The 17,733-nt window shown below is 41.7% G+C and carries 19 protein-coding genes; 6 read left to right on the top strand and 13 right to left on the bottom strand.

Translation table 11 applies throughout. The features are described from left to right. Positions 1-52: 52 nt before the first annotated feature. From ftsY to recR, 10 genes are all read right to left on the bottom strand, one after another. A complete protein-coding gene (gene ftsY / locus FG28_RS12210) occupies positions 53-1,012 on the bottom strand; it encodes a signal recognition particle-docking protein FtsY (protein ID WP_036383214.1) in 960 nt (319 codons plus the stop codon). A 158-nt stretch (positions 1,013-1,170) separates the two neighbouring features. Continuing rightward, a complete protein-coding gene (locus FG28_RS20475; RefSeq protein ID WP_072879696.1) occupies positions 1,171-1,323 on the bottom strand; it encodes a DUF4295 domain-containing protein in 153 nt (50 codons plus the stop codon). Positions 1,324-1,356: 33 nt separating this feature from the next. Further along, a complete protein-coding gene (gene rpmG, locus FG28_RS12205) occupies positions 1,357-1,539 on the bottom strand; it encodes a 50S ribosomal protein L33 (protein WP_036383212.1) in 183 nt (60 codons plus the stop codon). A 27-nt stretch (positions 1,540-1,566) separates the two neighbouring features. Beyond that, positions 1,567-1,794 (bottom strand): 50S ribosomal protein L28, encoded by a 228-nt coding sequence (gene rpmB / locus FG28_RS12200; protein ID WP_036383210.1) that lies wholly within the window; start codon positions 1,792-1,794, stop codon positions 1,567-1,569. 74 nt (positions 1,795-1,868) lie between these two features. Then, a complete protein-coding gene (locus tag FG28_RS12195) occupies positions 1,869-3,116 on the bottom strand; it encodes a competence/damage-inducible protein A (RefSeq protein WP_036383208.1) in 1,248 nt (415 codons plus the stop codon). Continuing rightward, positions 3,117-3,455 (bottom strand): Hpt domain-containing protein, encoded by a 339-nt coding sequence (locus tag FG28_RS12190; RefSeq protein ID WP_036383206.1) that lies wholly within the window; start codon positions 3,453-3,455, stop codon positions 3,117-3,119. Beyond that, positions 3,455-4,066, bottom strand: a complete 612-nt coding sequence (locus FG28_RS12185; protein WP_036383204.1) for a fumarylacetoacetate hydrolase family protein — start codon at positions 4,064-4,066, stop codon at positions 3,455-3,457. The genes FG28_RS12190 and FG28_RS12185 overlap by 1 nt, the downstream gene beginning before the upstream one ends. 15 nt (positions 4,067-4,081) lie before the next feature. Continuing rightward, the gene (locus FG28_RS12180) at positions 4,082-4,858 is read right to left on the bottom strand and encodes a 3'-5' exonuclease (RefSeq protein WP_036383203.1); all 777 of its coding nucleotides are present in this window, start codon (positions 4,856-4,858) and stop codon (positions 4,082-4,084) included. 76 nt (positions 4,859-4,934) lie between these two features. Beyond that, on the bottom strand, positions 4,935-6,296 hold the full coding sequence (locus tag FG28_RS12175) for a dihydrolipoamide acetyltransferase family protein (RefSeq protein ID WP_036383202.1): 1,362 nt from the start codon (positions 6,294-6,296) through the stop codon (positions 4,935-4,937). Positions 6,297-6,390: 94 nt separating this feature from the next. After that, a complete protein-coding gene (gene recR / locus FG28_RS12170; RefSeq protein ID WP_036383200.1) occupies positions 6,391-7,011 on the bottom strand; it encodes a recombination mediator RecR in 621 nt (206 codons plus the stop codon). A gap of 76 nt (positions 7,012-7,087) precedes the next feature. Here recR and FG28_RS12165 point away from each other — a divergent pair, with 76 nt between their 5' ends. Then, entirely contained in the window at positions 7,088-8,578 is a 1,491-nt protein-coding gene (locus tag FG28_RS12165; RefSeq protein WP_036383198.1) for a sodium:solute symporter, read from the top strand. Here FG28_RS12165 and FG28_RS12160 read toward each other — a convergent pair. Beyond that, positions 8,562-8,921 (bottom strand): CoA-binding protein, encoded by a 360-nt coding sequence (locus FG28_RS12160; RefSeq protein ID WP_036383196.1) that lies wholly within the window; start codon positions 8,919-8,921, stop codon positions 8,562-8,564. The genes FG28_RS12165 and FG28_RS12160 overlap by 17 nt on opposite strands. Before the next feature lie 321 nt (positions 8,922-9,242). On the opposite strand from FG28_RS12160, the gene FG28_RS12155 reads away from it, so the two are divergent. After that, positions 9,243-11,693 (top strand): outer membrane beta-barrel family protein, encoded by a 2,451-nt coding sequence (locus FG28_RS12155; RefSeq protein WP_036383194.1) that lies wholly within the window; start codon positions 9,243-9,245, stop codon positions 11,691-11,693. Positions 11,694-11,806: 113 nt separating this feature from the next. On the opposite strand, the gene FG28_RS12150 is transcribed toward FG28_RS12155, so the two are convergent. Then, the gene (locus FG28_RS12150) at positions 11,807-12,814 is read right to left on the bottom strand and encodes a 3-oxoacyl-ACP synthase III family protein (RefSeq protein WP_036383192.1); all 1,008 of its coding nucleotides are present in this window, start codon (positions 12,812-12,814) and stop codon (positions 11,807-11,809) included. 404 nt (positions 12,815-13,218) lie between these two features. Here FG28_RS12150 and htpG point away from each other — a divergent pair, with 404 nt between their 5' ends. From htpG to FG28_RS12135, 3 genes are all read left to right on the top strand, one after another. Further along, positions 13,219-15,105 carry a molecular chaperone HtpG gene (gene htpG / locus FG28_RS12145; RefSeq protein ID WP_036383190.1) on the top strand — a complete coding sequence of 629 codons (1,887 nt, stop codon included), beginning with the start codon at positions 13,219-13,221 and terminating at the stop codon, positions 15,103-15,105. A 134-nt stretch (positions 15,106-15,239) separates the two neighbouring features. Next, positions 15,240-15,599 carry a membrane protein gene (locus tag FG28_RS12140; protein WP_036383188.1) on the top strand — a complete coding sequence of 120 codons (360 nt, stop codon included), beginning with the start codon at positions 15,240-15,242 and terminating at the stop codon, positions 15,597-15,599. 5 nt (positions 15,600-15,604) lie between these two features. After that, positions 15,605-16,237, top strand: a complete 633-nt coding sequence (locus FG28_RS12135; protein WP_036383187.1) for an MOSC domain-containing protein — start codon at positions 15,605-15,607, stop codon at positions 16,235-16,237. Between the two features lie 50 nt (positions 16,238-16,287). On the opposite strand, the gene FG28_RS12130 is transcribed toward FG28_RS12135, so the two are convergent. Further along, entirely contained in the window at positions 16,288-16,641 is a 354-nt protein-coding gene (locus FG28_RS12130) for a hypothetical protein (protein ID WP_036386531.1), read from the bottom strand. Between the two features lie 211 nt (positions 16,642-16,852). On the opposite strand from FG28_RS12130, the gene FG28_RS12125 reads away from it, so the two are divergent. Then, complete coding sequence (locus FG28_RS12125) at positions 16,853-17,722, top strand: AraC family transcriptional regulator (RefSeq protein ID WP_081894506.1); 870 nt, start codon at positions 16,853-16,855, stop codon at positions 17,720-17,722. Positions 17,723-17,733: the final 11 nt, after the last annotated feature.

The raw sequence follows: 17,733 nt of genomic DNA, 5'->3' as shown, positions 1-17,733 counted from the left end.
TTGCTAAATTAACCACTAAACCACGCAACTACTCTTGGCCCAAGCCGTTGGTTCAATTAAGATTAAAAAAAGAATCCACAAACTCGTATTTATTAAAGACCTGAAGGTCATCAATGCCCTCACCCACGCCAATATATTTTACGGGAATCTGAAATTGGTCCGAGATGCCAATGACCACACCACCTTTGGCAGTTCCGTCCAACTTGGTCACGGCCAAACTGGTCACTTCGGTTGCTTTGGTAAACTGTTTGGCTTGTTCAAAGGCGTTTTGTCCTGTGGAGCCGTCCAACACCAAGAGTACATCATGAGGTGCATCGGGCACTACTTTTTGCATGACCCGTTTTACTTTGGAAAGTTCGTTCATCAGGTTGACTTTGTTGTGCAATCGTCCAGCGGTATCCACCAAAACCACATCGGCTTTTTCCGCCACGGCCGAATTTAGGGTATCAAACGCCACAGAAGCAGGGTCACTTCCCATTTTCTGCTTAATAATAGGAACATCTACCCTATCTGCCCATACCTGTAATTGGTCAATGGCAGCCGCCCGAAAGGTGTCCGCTGCTCCCAGCACCACTTTTAATCCTTTTTTCTTAAACTGGCTCGCCAATTTTCCAATGGTAGTGGTTTTTCCAACGCCATTAACACCAACCACCATGATCACGTAGGGCTTTTTATCCTTTGGGACGGTAAATTCGGTTTCTTCGCCCACGTGGGTCTCCGAAAGTAGTCCGGCAATCTCCTCACGCAAAATAGCATTGAGTTCATCGGTTCCCATGTACTTATCGCGGGATACCCGCTCCTCAATTCTATCGATAATCTTTAGGGTGGTATTTACGCCCACATCGGAAGTGACCAAAACCTCTTCAAGGTTGTCCAATACCTCATCGTCCACCTTGGACTTTCCGGCCACGGCCTTTCCCAATTTGCCAAAAAAGCTGGTTTTGGATTTTTCCAAGCCTTTGTCCAAAGTCTCTTTTTTGTCTTTTGAAAATATATTTTTGAATAAACTCATTTTATTTTCTTAACCAATGGTCAAAGATAGGAAAGTACGGGGAGTTTTTTTAACATAAAATCGCTGGCGCACAGGCAGCTCCCAAAAACTAAACCTGTGGATGAAAACTAAAAAAGCCACTTAAAAAGTGGCTTTCAATATTTTGTGTAAATCAATCCTTATTGTTTGTTCAACCAGTCGTTGACCATTTCTGGTGCCATAACGGATTCCACAAAAGTGTACGCTCCAGTTTTTGGAGATTTTACCATTTTAATGGCCTTGGTCAATCTTTTGGAAGATGATTGAAGTGTTGCTACTGTTTTCTTTGCCATGGCTTACATTTTTTCGGGTTTCTGAAAAACCTATTACTTAATTTCTTTATGAACGGTCATACGCTTAAGGATAGGATTGTATTTTTTGATTTCCATCCTATCTGGCGTGTTCTTTTTATTCTTGGTGGTAACGTATCTGGAAGTACCTGGTTGACCAGATTCCTTGTGCTCTGTGCACTCCAAAATTACCTGAATCCTATTTCCTTTCTTTGCCATTGTATTGTACTTAAACGCTTAGACTACTTACTTTTTGGAATTGATTTCCTTCAATACAGCAGAGATTCCTTTTTTATTGATGATCTTCAATCCACGGGTTGAAACGTTCAAGGTCACCCAACGATCCTCTTCAGGAACGTAAAATCTCTTTTTGGAAATGTTCGCATCGAACCTTCTCTTGGTTTTATTGATGGAAAAGGAAACGTTGTTTCCAAACATCACCTTTTTTCCTGTAACTTCACAAACTTTAGACATCTCCCTAACTATTTGAGTGATTTTATTGAGGGTGCAAATTTATACCATTTTGGTGGGACGTACAAAATTCTTTTTCAGAATTTTAAAATTTCTTTCCAAAGCAGCTCAAACGCCTTGTTCACAGACTTCTCCACCACTCGTTCCCGTAGGTTTCCCATGGCAAATTGTTGTGCAAAAGTACGCTCTGGGGTGCTAATGGCAATATAGACCGTTCCCACATCAGCATCTGAATCCCCTTTTGTTGGACCCGCATTACCTGTAGTGGCTATAGCAAAGTCAGTATCCATGATGCTTTTTACATTCTTCGCCATGGAAATGGCCACTTCTTCACTGACCACCGAGTGCTTTTGAATCAATTCTTTGGGCACACTCAACAGTTTCACTTTCATTTCCGTGGCATAACTGACCACACTTCCTTTAAAATACTTTGAAGCACCAGCTACCGAAGTAATATGCTCCGCTATTTTACCTCCGGTAAAGCTCTCTGCCGTGGCCAAGGTCAGTTGTTTTTGTGTGAGCAATTGGCCAATTTGGTATTCTATGGATTGATCCTCCTCTTCCCCAACAATAATGTCGCCAATGATCGGATAGAGTTTTTTCACTTCGTCTGTTATGGCGGCCATCAAAAAATCCCTATCCGTTCCTTTGGCAGAAAGTCGAAGCCGTACCCGCCCCAAATTGGGTAAATAGGCAAACTTTATGAAATCCGGAAGGTTGTTCTCCCAATCCTCAATCTTATTGGCAATGGAACTTTCACCAAGTCCGTAGGTCATGATGGTTTTGTGAAGGATATAGGGGCGCTCATATTCTTCCACAATCTTGGGCAAAACGGAACGGGTCATGAGGTTTTTCATCTCATACGGCACCCCAGGAAGCGAAACAAAAGCGGTATTGCCTTTTTTCATCCAAAGCCCTGGTGCGGTACCAAAAGCATTATGAAGCACCGTAGCCTTGGTAGGTACCAAAGCTTGTTGCCGGTTTAAATCTGAAATGGGAGTGCTAATATACTTATTAAAGATTTCTTCAATGTGATTGAGCACTTTTTCATCCTGCACCAATTCATCATCAAAGAATTCGCAGAGCGTATGTTTGGTAACATCGTCCTTGGTTGGTCCCAATCCACCAGTGATAATCACTACGGAAGAGCGCCTACCCGCTTCCTCCAGTGACTGCAAAATATGGCTTCTGTCATCTTGCACCGAAGTGATTTGGTACACAGAAACGCCAATTTTATTGAGTTCCTTAGCAATAAAAGCGGAGTTGGAATCCACTATCTGCCCAATGAGAATTTCATCCCCAATGGTGATGATCTCGGCTTGCATCTATAAATCGAAGTCTTTTTTCAATTCGGCCACAACTTGGAGTACATCTTTTTTGAGCATTGGGAATTTCTCCTCAATCTCCTCAATGCTGGCCGTGCTTTTACCCATAGTCTCAATTTCAAGAGCTCTGGCACGAGTCTGTTCCATGCCCAAAATATCCACATTGGGTTTTATTTTGTGTGCCAATTTGTACACATTTTCATAATCTCTTTCTGCAATGGCCTTTTCCAGGCCATCCAAGTCCACAGGAACTTCTTCCAGAAAGACCGAAACTACAGAGGTTACGAAATCCTCGTCCCCTTCTGCCATTTCATTTATCTTATCGAGGCTGTAAATCATTATCTTACATTAATTTCAAATAGTTGCTCTCCTTCAAGAACACCTGAAAGGTAGTCATTTGGGCTTACTTTACCAACACCAGCGGGTGTACCCGTGAAGAGTATGTCACCTTTTTTCAACATAAAATAAGTAGAAACATGGGCAATTAGTTCATCTATCTTCCACAACATTAAAGATGTGTTCCCATCCTGCACCTTTTCACCATTTTTATACAATGAAAAATTTATATCATCAACGTTTTTAAACTTGTCCTTGGAAACCCATTTGCCAATCACTGCGGCACCATCAAAACCTTTTGCTTTCTCCCATGGGAGTCCTTTTTCTTTTAATTTGGATTGAAGGTCCCGAGCGGTAAAATCAATTCCCAGACCGATATCATCATAATATTTGTGCGCAAATTGTTTGGAGATGTGCTTTCCCACCTTTTTGATCTTCACCAAAACCTCAACTTCATATTGCACATCATTGGAAAATTCCGGAATGTAAAAGTCTTGTTCCTTGGGTAAAATAGCCGAATCGGGTTTTATGAAAACAACGGGTTCCTCCGGTCTTTCATTTTTTAGCTCATCAATATGGGCGGCATAGTTTCTGCCAATGCATATCAACTTCATGGGGTTCTGAATTGTTTAGGACAACTTGTTGTTAAGCTTGCTCAACTTGATTTGGGTAAGGACTTTTTTGGTGTACAGTGGAAAATCAGCATTCAATAGCCAACCAAAATAACCGGGCTCCGTTTCCATGATTTCATCCACCGTTTTGCCCTTGTGTTTTCCGAAGGCAAAAATAGGCTGATCATTTTCATTTATCCCAATAAATCCTGCAAAATCCAACGATTGTTTTCGGGTAGTGAACTCGGAGAGCTTTTTAACATTGTTCTCCAATTCTGGATAGCGCTCCAATTGAGCCAACAGCACTTCATAAGTGGCCAAAGTATCGGCTTCTGCGCTGTGGGCATCTTCCAAACTCTTCTCGCAATAGAATTGATAGGCTGCCTCAAGGGTTCGCTTTTCCATTTTATGGAAGATGGTCTGCACATCCACAGACACCATATTTTTCATATCAAAATCCACATCGGCCCGCAGCATTTCCTCTACCAAAAGGGGAATATCGAACCTATCGGAATTGAAGCCGGCCAAATCGCTGTCCTTGATTATTTTATAGATTTCTTTTGACAACTGTTTGAATGTGGGCTCATTGGCCACTTTCTCATCGGATATCCCATGGATGGCTTCCGATTCAGGTGGAATGGGCATTTCAGGGTTTACCAACCAGGTGCGACTTTCCTTGTTGCCGTTAGGATATACCTTTAGTATGGAAATCTCAACAATTCTATCTTTTACCACATTGGTTCCTGTGGTTTCCAAATCAAAAAAACAGATTGGTTTTGTTAATTGTAATTGCATGTGGGGATTTTAAACGATGAATCTAGGCTTCATCGGTCTAAATTAAGAATAGAAAAATAAATATGGCTGTTTTCTGCTAGATTTCCCGGTTTATGTCCCAAGCTTCCAAGTAATCGGCCACTGCTTTTACAAACATTCCGCCCAATGCACCGTTGACCACCCTGTGGTCATAGCTATGCGACAGGAACATTTTACTTCGGATACCGATGTACTCCCCTTGGTCCGTTTCTATGACCGAAGGCATTTTACGAATGGCGCCCAACGCCAAGATACCCACTTGCGGTTGATTGATGATGGGCGTGCCAAAGACACTGCCAAAAGACCCTACGTTGGTCACCGTGTAGGTTCCATCCTTAACTTCTTCCGGCTTTAATTGATTGTTTCTGGCCCTACTGGCCAAATCGTTCACGGTTTTCGTCATGCCCACCAAATTCAATTGGTCCGCATTCTTGATGACCGGTACGATAAGGTTGCCATCGGGAAGGGCGGCTGCCATTCCCAAATTGATGTGTTTCTTTTTGATCACCTTGTCCCCATCCAATGAAATGTTCATCATAGGGTATTTTTTCAAGGCCATGGCCACTGCTTCCATGAAAATTGGGGTAAAGGTGAGCTTTTCTCCTTCTCGGTCCTCAAAAGCTTTCTTTACTTTATTTCTCCAATTGACCACATTGGTTACATCCACTTCAACAAAACTTTGTACATGCGCTGATGTGGACACACTTTCTATCATGTGGTGGGCAATGAGTTTACCCATTCGGGTCAACGGAATAACCTCATCTTCTTTTCCAACATGAACGGGTGCAGTTTTGGGTTTCTCTGTAGCTTCTTTTTGTATTTTAGGTTCTGGTGCGGCCATTTTTTCTTCCACAGTAGAAGTTGTGGTGGTTTCCGCTGGTTTGCTTCCATTGGTGGAACGTTGTTCCAAAAAGGCCATGATATCATTCTTGGTCACCCTACCTTCCAAACCTGTTCCGACAATGGCTTCCAATTCATCCATGGAAACACCTTCTTCTTTGGCAATGTTCTTCACCAAAGGGGAATAAAAGCGTTCTGAACTTGAGAAATCATGTGCTGGTGCAGAAACGGATTCCTTTACTTGTGCCATTTGACTTTCCAAAGCCATGGCGGGTTCTTCTACCGCATCTTCCACCTCATCAACAGTATCGGTTCCATTTGAAGTACCTTCAGCATCCCCTTCAATTTGGATGACCGCCACCACATCACCCACCTTAATGACATCATCCACGTTAAATCGTTTTTCCAGCAATACACCATCCACCTCACTTGGCACTTCAGAATCTACTTTGTCCGTGGCAATCTCAAAAACGGCCTCATCCATCTCAATGGTATCGCCCACCTCCTTCAACCAGCTGGTCAAGGTGGCTTCAGCGACACTTTCTCCCATTTGCGGTAATTTCAATTCGAATTTTGACATATTCTTAGTTAACGATATAATATTGACTTCTATTTTGCAAAAATACTAAAGAAATCGACTTAAAATTGTTTTATGTTCATTATTTAATAGTTGCTCAATTGGCTTTCATGGAACTTTCAAACGGAACCCGGTTCAAAATACTTCTACCCAAAGTCACTTCATCGGCATATTCCAGTTCATCCCCCACCGAAATCCCGCGGGCAATGGTTGAGGTAGTAATTTCCATTCCTTCCAATTGCCTGTAGATATAAAAATTGGTGGTATCTCCCTCCATCGTGGAACTCAAGGCAAAAATGAGCTCCTTAACAGTTCCTTCCTTTACACGCTCCACCAATGAAGCGATGTTCAAATCTTGCGGCCCCACCCCCTCCATGGGCGATATTTTTCCACCTAGAACATGGTAGAGTCCATTGTACTGTGAGGTATTCTCAATGGCCATAACATCCCGGATGTCCTCAACCACACACACCAAACTTTCATCACGTTTGGGATTGGCGCATATTTCACACATTTCGGTATCTGAAATATTATGGCAGCTTTTACAAAAATTAATCTCACTTTTAAGTGTCATCAATGCATTGGACAGCAGTTGGGTTCTTTCCTCGGGCTGCTTCAACAGATGCAATACCAATCGCAATGCCGTTCGTTTGCCAATACCTGGCAATTGCGACATTTCGTAAACGGCATTTTCCAAAAGCTTTGATGAAAACTCCATATTCTTTATTCTCCCACAAAATTACGATTTTACACTTACCAATTTACTTTCGTACTTTGCAAATCAAATTATATATATGTCGGCGACGCAAATTCTCCTGCTCATTGGCGCCTATTTTTTGGTGCTGATTCTTATCTCTTATTTTACGGGAAAAAACGATTCCAACATAGATTTTTTTAAGGCCGGAAAGCAATCACCCTGGTATGTAGTGGCTTTTGGAATGGTAGGGGCTTCACTTTCAGGGGTCACGTTCATTTCTGTCCCGGGTTGGGTGGAGGACATTCAATTCAATTACATGCAGGTGGTAATCGGGTACCTTTTTGGCTACATGGCAGTCGCTTTTGTATTGTTGCCATTGTATTATAGGTTAAATGTCACCTCTATATATGAGTATCTACTGGAACGATTTGGCAGCACCAGTCACAGGACAGGTGCGTTTTTCTTTTTCCTTTCCCGGGTTTTGGGAGCGGCTTTTAGGTTGTATCTGGTGGCCATTGTACTGCAACAATTTGTTTTTGATGACTTAGGGGTACGGTTTGAGTTTACCGTTGTCATTTCCATCTTGTTGATATGGATCTACACCAACCGTGGGGGCATCAAGACCATTGTTTGGACGGATACCCTTCAAACTCTCTTTATGATAGTAGCGGTAATCTTATCCATTGTGCTCATAAACCGAGAATTGGGCTGGAGCTTTGGGGAGTTTTTGTCCTCCGCCGAATTCCAAGACTACAATGCCTTTTTAAACACCGACAGTTTTTTGGACCGTAATTATTTTATAAAATCTTTTGTTGGGGGCATGTTCGTTACGATTTGTATGACGGGACTCGATCAAGACATGATGCAAAAAAACCTCACCTGCAAATCTTTGAAAGATGCTCAAAAAAACATGGTCTCCTTTAGTTTTGTGCTGGTGGGGGTTACTTTTATGTTCATGCTATTGGGCGTATTGTTGTTCATTTATGCCAAACGAAACGGGATAGGCATTCCCTTAATGGATGGCACCCCAAAAACCGATTTGCTGTTCCCCGAAATTGCATTGAACGGAGGCCTAGGACTTACTTTGGCCATTACATTTATGTTGGGGCTCATTGCCGCTGCATACAGCAGTGCGGATAGTGCCCTGACCTCATTGACCACCTCCTTTTGTGTGGATTTCTTGAATGTTGAAAAGAAAAGCGAGGCAGAACAAAAGAAAATCCGAAAGCAAACCCACGTGGCCATGAGCCTAATGCTAATAATAGTGATCATTGCCTTTAAATATATTCTGAGCAGCAATGTCATTGATAGCCTCTTAACGGTGGCCGGCTACACCTATGGGCCATTGTTGGGCCTATTTGCTTTTGGTATTTTTACCAAACACCAAATCAGGGATCGCTATGTTTGGGCAGTATCGCTACTTTCCGTGACCATTATTGTTCTGGTGGCCAATATCCCGGCCTCCTATCTGGGCGGGTATGTAATGGGATACGAACTTTTGCCCTTGAACGGGCTATTGACTTTTTTTGGTCTTTGGCTGATTAGAAAGGGAAGAATTTCCAAGGAAAAACCTAATACTGCCCTGTAGCCAACAGCACCAAAGTACAGGCCACTTCCACTTCTATCCCTGCATTTTCAAGGAGTTTATAGAACTCTGGGTTTTCCGTTCCAGGATTAAAAATGACCCTTTTGGGCTTAAGGTCGATGATTTTTTGGTAGTATTCTTTTTGATTTTTTGGATTTAGGTATAAGGTTATGGTGTTAATATTTTGAAATTCAGCCAAGTTGTCCTTAATTTGCACTCCAGATACAGTTCCCCCACTTACTCCGAACGCGATTGTCTTTATATCGTTTTCAACCAATCTACGAATTGCTAAATTACTGTATCTCGCCGGGTTTGAGGAAGCCCCAAAAACAAGTGTTTTTTTCATTTGTTAATTTATGTGTTAAACTGGTTCAAAGATTGTAACTATTTTAAAAAAAAGACGTCTATTGTCTATATAATATTATTCATTGGTAAGACTGTATTTTTTATAGTTAATGGTTAGTGTTTAGTATAGCTTATCAATGTAAAACCCTGGCATCCAAGATGCCGGGGTTTCTTTTTTCCTATCAATGCTCTCTTTGTCCGTTTCCATCCCATAAGCTTACGCCAGCCCTATTAATGTTAAAATCCATTTGATCTGTAACATTTCTTCTTCATGCACGTCTTGTAGGTATCATCATCAATCAAATCAAAAAACGAACAACTCATGAAGAAACTATTCCTAGTTGTTGCACTGGCTTTGTGTAGCATTCAATCAAATTATTCAAACAACAATGACCCAGAAACCGCTTTGGGCTCCATCTCCGGAACGGTGGTGGACAACACTTTGCAACAGCCCGTTGCCTATGCGGCCATTGTGATTAAGTCTGAAAATGGCACCGAGACCATTACTGGGGGCATTACCGAGGACGATGGAAGTTTTGAAATTAAAAAACTGCCCGATGGCTCTTTTATTCTTGAAGTACAATTTATTGGCTACAAGACCTATTCGCAGGAATTGGTAATTTCCAAAAACAACAGAAACCAAGATTTAGGAACCATTATTTTGGAAGAAGAAACCAGAGAGCTGGACGAAGTGGAAGTGGTGGCCGAGCGCACCACTATTGAGCAACGTGTGGACCGAAAAGTGATAAACGTGGGCAAGGACCTCACAACTGCTGGGGCAACGGCTTCCGATATCATGAACAACATTCCCTCCGTAAATGTGGACTCCCAAACTGGAGATATTACCCTTCGCGGAAATTCCAATGTGAGGGTCATGGTCGATGGAAAATTGTCCAACGTTCCGGTGGCTCAATTGCTACGCCAGATTCCATCAACCTCCATTAAATCCATTGAATTGATTACCAATCCCTCCGCCAAATACAACCCTGAAGGGATGAGCGGCATCATCAATATTGTGTTGCACAAAAATGCCAACATTGGTTTTAATGGTAATGTGAACCTTGGGCTTACCAAAGGAGTTGAGGCCAAATTCAACAGTTCCGTTGACTTGAACTACCGCAATGGAAAATTCAACTTTTATGGAAACTATGGCAATAACATAGGCAAGTATGTGAATGATGGAACCATATTCCGAACCGATGAAAACTCATTACAGGAGTTTGATTTTTTCAACAACAACAAGTCGCACCTCTACAAATTGGGTGTGGACTTCTACCTAAACGACAAGAACACCATATCTTTTTTCACCAACCAAAATATTTTTGATGGGAGTGGTACCGGTGAAACCAAAGTAACCTATAATACGGATGCTTCCCGAAATGTGACCCAATTTTTTGGTGACATCTCTGACAACCGCAGTGAACAATACAATTTTGACTATAAATTGGATTTCAACAAAGAAGGGCACAACATAGAATTGGAAGTGGACCACAACCGTTTTGAAAGTGGCCAAGATGCCAATTTTAGGTCGGTTGGTGCAAGTCTTTATCCTGATTATATGGATTTTGTGGATACGGAACGTACCCAGACCATTGCCAACTTGGATTATGTGAACCCATTGGACAGTATCTCAAAACTGGAGATTGGAATTGAATCCCGGAATTTTGAAACTGATGTGGATTATGCATCAACCGGGTTTTCCTTTAATTCCAATGGGAACTTGGTACCCACGCCCAATACCAACTTTGTATATGGCATGGATATCTATTCAGCTTACGCCACCTTTAGTCAATCCTATAAAAAATGGTCCTATCAAATGGGAGTTCGCGTAGAAGATGTTGAAGTTACTGCGGATACCAACAATATTCGGTCCTTTACGGATAAGTATACCGAAGTATATCCATCAGCATTTGTAACCTACAATGCCAACGAGAAAAACCAATTTCAAGTAAGCTATAGTAGACGTGTGGACAGACCGGGCCTTGAACAGGTAAATCCCATTCGGGAATTTGCCACACCTCTGATTTCTTCCTTCGGAAATCCAAATTTGGTGCCTCAGTTCACCAATTCGTATGAAGTCAATTACACGCGCCGTATTAAAAACGGAAGCATCACAGCTGGTGTTTTTTACCGAAGCATCAAAGATGAAATCAACCGGGCCGTTTACATAGACCGATTGGATTTCAATAAGATCATATTGACATACGACAACTTTGCCAAGACCTCGGCCTATGGGTTTGAGCTATCCAGTAATTACCGCCCAACTAAATGGTGGAATATCAACGGTAGTTTTGACCTATTCTCCCAGACCAACCGGGGTATCACCGAAAGTGTGCCTGGGAACGTGCCCAGCCCAACCGAAGATGACATTGTTGAGGAAAACGTAGAAGTGGACAACACGGCATGGAACCTCCGCATGAACAACAGTTTTACGGTGACCAAGCAGTTGACACTACAAGCATTTGGGTTTTACCGCGGTAAAAACCGAACCATACAGTTTAATGCAGAGCCCATGTATTTTGTAAATATGGGAGCACGCTACAGCTTTGCTGAGGGCAAGGGCACCATCAGTTTCAATTACAACGATATTTTCAACACCATGCGCTTTGCTTTCAAGGCAGACCAACCGTATGAGCAAGCGGGAGGCTTTAATTGGGAGAGCAATAATGTCTATGTAGGGCTTTCCTATCGCTTTGGAAGTGGAAAAAATCGTGCTAAACAACGTAAGCGAAGGGATGACCGAACCAAAGATACCGGTGGTGGAATTTTATAAGGTTATATTGATATTTCTGGCCGAAGTGTTGGTTGGTAAGTAGGTAGGGGGTATCAATAAAAAGCCCCGACCTTTTAAAAGGTCGGGGCTTTAATTTTTGTTTGAAAGACTAATTACCATCTAATAATCACACTGCCCCAAGTAAAACCACTACCAAAAGCAGCGAGTACCACCAAATCGCCTTCTTTGATTTTTCCTTGTTCCCAAGCTTCGGTCAGGGCAATAGGTATGGAGGCTGCAGTGGTATTTCCGTAGCTCATGATATTGTTGAACACTTGATCATCGGACAATCCAAATTTCTTCTGAATGAATTGGGAGATGCGCAAATTGGCTTGGTGGGGAATCAACATGTCAATGTCCTGTGGGCCCAAGTTGTTGGCCTGTAATCCTTCCATAATCACCTCGCTGAAACGAACCACTGCATTTTTGAACACAAACTGTCCATTCATATAAGGAAAATAGGAAGTATCATCAGGGTCCGCATCGGCAATAATGTCGTTCACCCAACGTTTTCCCATACCTGGCGCAATCAGGGAAAGCTCTTCCGCATGCTCGCCTTCGGAATGCAGATGAGTGGACAAGATTCCTTTTGATGTATCTTCCTCACGGGTTAAAACAGCGGCCCCCGCCCCATCACCAAAAATAACCGATACACCTCTACCCCGTGTAGTCATATCCAATCCATGGGAATGCAGTTCAGAACCAATGACGAGTACATTTTTATACATGCCACTTTTAATGTACTGGTCTGCAACAGAGATGCCATAGACAAAACCGGAACACTGGTTGCGAATGTCCAATGCCCCAACGGTTTTAAGGCCCAAATCGCGTTGCACCAAAACACCGGGACCTGGAAAATAGTAGTCAGGGCTTAGTGTGGCAAAGACGATAAAGTCAATATCATTTTTGTCAATACCAGCGCGCTCAATGGCCTTTTGTGCTGCCTTCACCCCCATGCTTGTAGTGGTATCGGTACCCTTCACTACGTGGCGTCGCTCTTTGATCCCGGTACGCTCCTGGATCCATTCGTCATTGGTGTCCATTACTTTGGACAAGTCATCATTGGTGACCACATTCTCGGGAACGTAAAATCCCAAACCTGATACTCTTGAGTTATACATTATTTCTTTATTAAATACTAATTATTGAAAAAACAATCTGTTTTTCGTGGGAAAAGTAAAAAATATATCCAAAGAACTGCCTATTTATTAACAAAATAAAGGGTTCTGCCCCAACTCCATACAAAATGTGCTTTTAAAAGAAAATGCACTTTCAGGCGAAAGTGCATTTTCAACAACCTAACCAATAAATAAACAAACTTGTTATAGTGTTGTACTATTTCATAGCAATTTCTCCTATAACACTATAAATATACAAATTTTGTTTATCATTTTAAAAAAAAGAATAAACAAAACTATGTTAAAGTTTGTGTGACAACGTTAAAATCAACCAGCTGTGTCAGTTTGTCAGCTTTGCGATTGTGGTATTTTTTTTGTCGTGGTGGGAATAAAAAAAGACATACACCATGGCAACAGGTAAAATCAATGTTTCAGTAGAGAACATTTTTCCCTTGATCAAGAAGTTTTTGTACAGTGATCATGAAATATTTTTGAGGGAACTGATATCAAACGCTACAGATGCAACCTTAAAACTTAAGCACCTTACTTCCATTGGCGAGGCCAAAGTGGAATATGGAAACCCTATTATTGAGGTGAAGGTGGACAAGGACAAAAAGCGTATCCATATTATAGACCAAGGTATTGGGATGACCGAGGAGGAGGTAAAAAAGTACATCAATGAAGTGGCCTTTTCGGGTGCGGAAGAGTTCTTGGACAAATACAAAGACGCGGGGAAGGATGCCGGAATCATCGGGCATTTTGGTCTTGGTTTTTACTCCGCTTTTATGGTAGCTGGGAAAGTGGAGATCATAACAAAAAGTTTGAAGGATGAGCCAGCCGTGCACTGGATTTGTGACGGGTCGCCCGAGTTCACCCTAAAAGAGGCCAAGAAAAAAGATAGGGGTACGGAAATTATCCTTCACGTAGCGGATGATTCCACCGAATTCTTGGAAGATTCCAAAATTCGTGAACTGTTGAAAAAATACAACAAGTTCATGCCCATTCCCATCAAGTTTGGAACGCGTACCGAAACGCTGCCCAAACCCGAAGGTGCAAAGGAAGATGAGCCGGCTCCAACAAAAGTGGTTGACGATATCATCAACAACCCCAACCCGGCTTGGACCAAGCAGCCCAGCGATTTGGAAGACGACGATTACAAACAATTTTATAGGGAACTCTATCCCATGCAGTTTGAGGAGCCCTTGTTCCACATTCACTTAAATGTGGATTACCCCTTCAACTTAACGGGCATATTGTATTTTCCAAAATTGACCAACGATCTCAATATTCAAAAAGATAGAATCCAGCTGTACCAGAACCAAGTATTTGTTACGGATAATGTAGAAGGCATTGTTCCTGAATTCTTGACGATGCTTCGTGGAGTCATCGATTCACCAGACATTCCACTCAACGTATCACGATCCTATCTTCAGGCAGATGGTGCCGTAAAGAAAATTTCATCCTACATCACCAGAAAGGTTGCCGATAAGTTGAGTTCCCTTTTCAAAAATAACAGGGAAGACTTTGAGCAAAAGTGGAACGACATCAAGGTGGTAATTGAATACGGTATGCTTTCCGAAGAAAAATTCTTTGAAAAGGCTGAAAAATTCGCCCTATACCCCACTGTGGATGGCAACTACTACACTTTTGAGGAGTTAGAGGCCAAAATCAAGGATAACCAGACCGATAAAGATGACAAATTGGTAGTCCTGTATGCTTCGGACACAGAAGCACAGCACAGCTATATAGAAGCAGCGAAGGCCAAAGGCTACGAAGTTTTGCTAATGGATTCGCCCATTGTACCACACCTGCTTCAAAAATTGGAGACTTCCAAAGAAAATTTATCCTTTGTGCGTGTGGATGCCGACCACATTGACAACCTCATTAAAAAAGAGGATACCACCATTTCCAAACTTTCCGATGAGGAAAAAGAAAAACTCAAAGGGGAGATCGAGGAGGTTGTGAAAGAAAAAGGATACACCATTCAAATGGAGGCCATGGAGAGCAGTGCATCACCTTTTATTATTACTGAGCCGGAGTTTATGCGTAGGATGAAGGAAATGCAACGCACCGGAGGCGGAGGTATGTTTGGCATGGGAAATATGCCAGATATGTACAATCTTATCGTAAACACCAATCACGAGTTGGTCAGTGAGATTTTGAATACCAAAACGGCCAAAAAGCGGGAACGTTTGATCAACCAATCCTTGGACCTGGCGCGTTTGTCAAAAGGTTTGCTGAAAGGTGAGGAACTTACCAAGTTCATTTCCCGAAGCTATGAGATGATCAAATAAGGGTTTCAATTTTCAACAACTGTCACATCGAGCGCAGTCGAGATGCCGATATTTATTACGGCTTTAAAGAGTTCTCGACTGCGCTCGAACTAACATTTTCCTTTTATAGACATCCTTTTTCTTATTTTTAGTCCATGGAAAACCCATGGCATTTGTATCTAATGGCCAGTATGTATGTAATTGCAGGTATGGCCCATTTTATTTTTCCGAAGGTGTATTTGCGGATAATGCCCCGTTACCTTCCCAATCCCAAGCTTTTGGTACTTTTAAGTGGGTTGGCTGAAATTGTTCTGGGAATTGGGTTAGGTTTTGAAGAAATAAGGGACTATTGCATCTATGGAATTATCCTAATGCTGACAGTTTTTTTGCTGGTACATGCTTACATGCTTTCTGGTCAAAAAGCTTCGGCTGGAATTCCTAAATGGATTCTTATCCTAAGAATTCCATTGCAATTTGGATTGATGTACTGGGCATATACTTATTTAACATATTAAAAAACATGAAAGTCATCTCAACCAACATAGGCCACCCTACTCCAATAGTATGGAACGGCAAACAAACTACAACAGGCATCTACAAACAACCCGTTGAAGAACCATTATTTCTGGAAACGGAGAGTGTAGCCAAGGACACCATTGCAGATAGAAAAGTACACGGAGGTGTTTTTAAGGCTTGCTATCTTTTTTCGGCTGACCAGTATCCTTATTGGAAAGAAAAATATCCTCACTTGGAATGGGATTGGGGCATGTTTGGCGAAAATCTCACCGTTGAGGGCTTGGATGAGTCAAAAATAAAAATCGGTAGTGTCTACAGACTGGGAACGGCCTTGGTACAAATTACCCAACCCAGGGAACCCTGTTTTAAGCTTGGAATCCGATTTGGGTCACAGGATATCTTAAAAGAATTCATTGACCATGGTTTTCCAGGTACCTATGTCCGCATTTTGGAGGTTGGTAAAGTTGGTACAAGTGATATGATGGAATTGGTAGAGGAATCCCAAGATACATTGACCACCCAAGAATTTTATCGTTTGCTTTTTTCCAGGGAAAAGAACCAGGAACATCTAAAACTTGCTATTGAAAATGATGCCCTCCCTCCGGAAAAAAGAGAACGTCTTGAAAAATTGCTATAAAAAAAGGGCCCTCGAAAGGGCCCCATGCACATAAAAATTAACTAAACAAACTATTTTACTGCCATAGTTTCTTTGTAAGTACCAAACTTATCAACTACAACTATGGTATATTCGTCTTCAAAAGCTCTTTCAAAGTTGAAAGCCTTTTCTACAACAAGTTTCCCATCGATTGACTCATTGTAAACCAATCTGTCTTGGCTGTCATATACCTTAAGAATCACCATTCCTTGAGAGATGTTCAAAAGGTTCATCATCAACTTGTCGCCTTTCTTTACAAAAACTGGGTCAAGTTCAACTTTAACCAATTTCTTTTCAACTTCGCTTTTTGCTGGTCCGTTGGCAAACCCTATTGTTGATACTAATAGGAATGCTCCTGCTACTAGATAATTTACTACTGACTTCATAACATTTCGTTTTTTTAAGATTACAGTACAAATGTATGGCGGAGTAGCCGTCTGTAATACCACCATCTTTTCCAGTTTCTATGCAATTTTAACATGGTAAATATGTTAACTTTGTGCTAAGGTTAAAATAGTATAGATTTTAGTTAATTTTGTAGAGACGCCCTACACAACATGGCAGTAACTTTACACTACCAAATTTAAAATGGCAAAAATGATTCAAAAACCTGCTTTTGAGGCAATTGCGCCTAGTTTTGGTCACTCGTTTACCTATCAAAAGTTCAATGAGAACAACGAGAACAAGAACAATGGCTGGCATTATCACCCGGAATTGGAGCTCGTCTATATTAACGGAGGGTCCGGAAAACGGCAAATAGGCAGCCATGTCTCTTATTTTAGGAACGGAGACCTTATCCTAATAGGTTCCAATCTGCCCCATTGTGGCTTTACCGATAAATTAACAGGAAACAAAAGTGAGACCCTAGTTCAGATGAAAGCTGATTTTTTGGGGAGTGATTTCTTCAACATCCCAGAAATGAAGAATATTCAAAAACTGTTTGAGGTTGCCAAGGGAGGGATTGCCTTTTCAGGTAAGACCAAGATGAAGGTTGGTGAAAAAATGGAAATCTTGGAATACCAGACCGACTTTCAACGACTCTTGTCCATCCTTAATATACTCAACATATTGGCTACTTCCGATGAGATCAAGGTATTGAACGGGGAAGGCTTTTCCATGGAGACCGAGGTGAAGGACAACGACCGTATCAATATTGTCTTCAACCATGTGAAGACCAATTTTAAGGAAGATATCAGCTTGGATGAAATTGCGGACATGGTAAGCATGACAGTACCTTCTTTTTGTAGGTACTTCAAAAAAATCACCAACAAGACCTTTACGCAGTTTGTAAATGAGTACCGTTTAGTGCATGCCTCCAAACTTTTGGCAGAGCAACCTATGAGCATTACCCAGGTTTGTTACGAAAGTGGATTCAACAACTTTTCACATTTCAACAAGTCGTTTAAAGCGTTCACAGGTCAAAACCCATCAGAATACAGGAATCAATTAAAGACCGTATTGCAATAAGTTTTGGCCGC

It is taken from the genome of Muricauda sp. MAR_2010_75, from assembly GCF_000745185.1.
Lineage (GTDB): Bacteria > Bacteroidota > Bacteroidia > Flavobacteriales > Flavobacteriaceae > Flagellimonas.
This window is presented reverse-complemented; position numbering and strand designations above follow the sequence as displayed.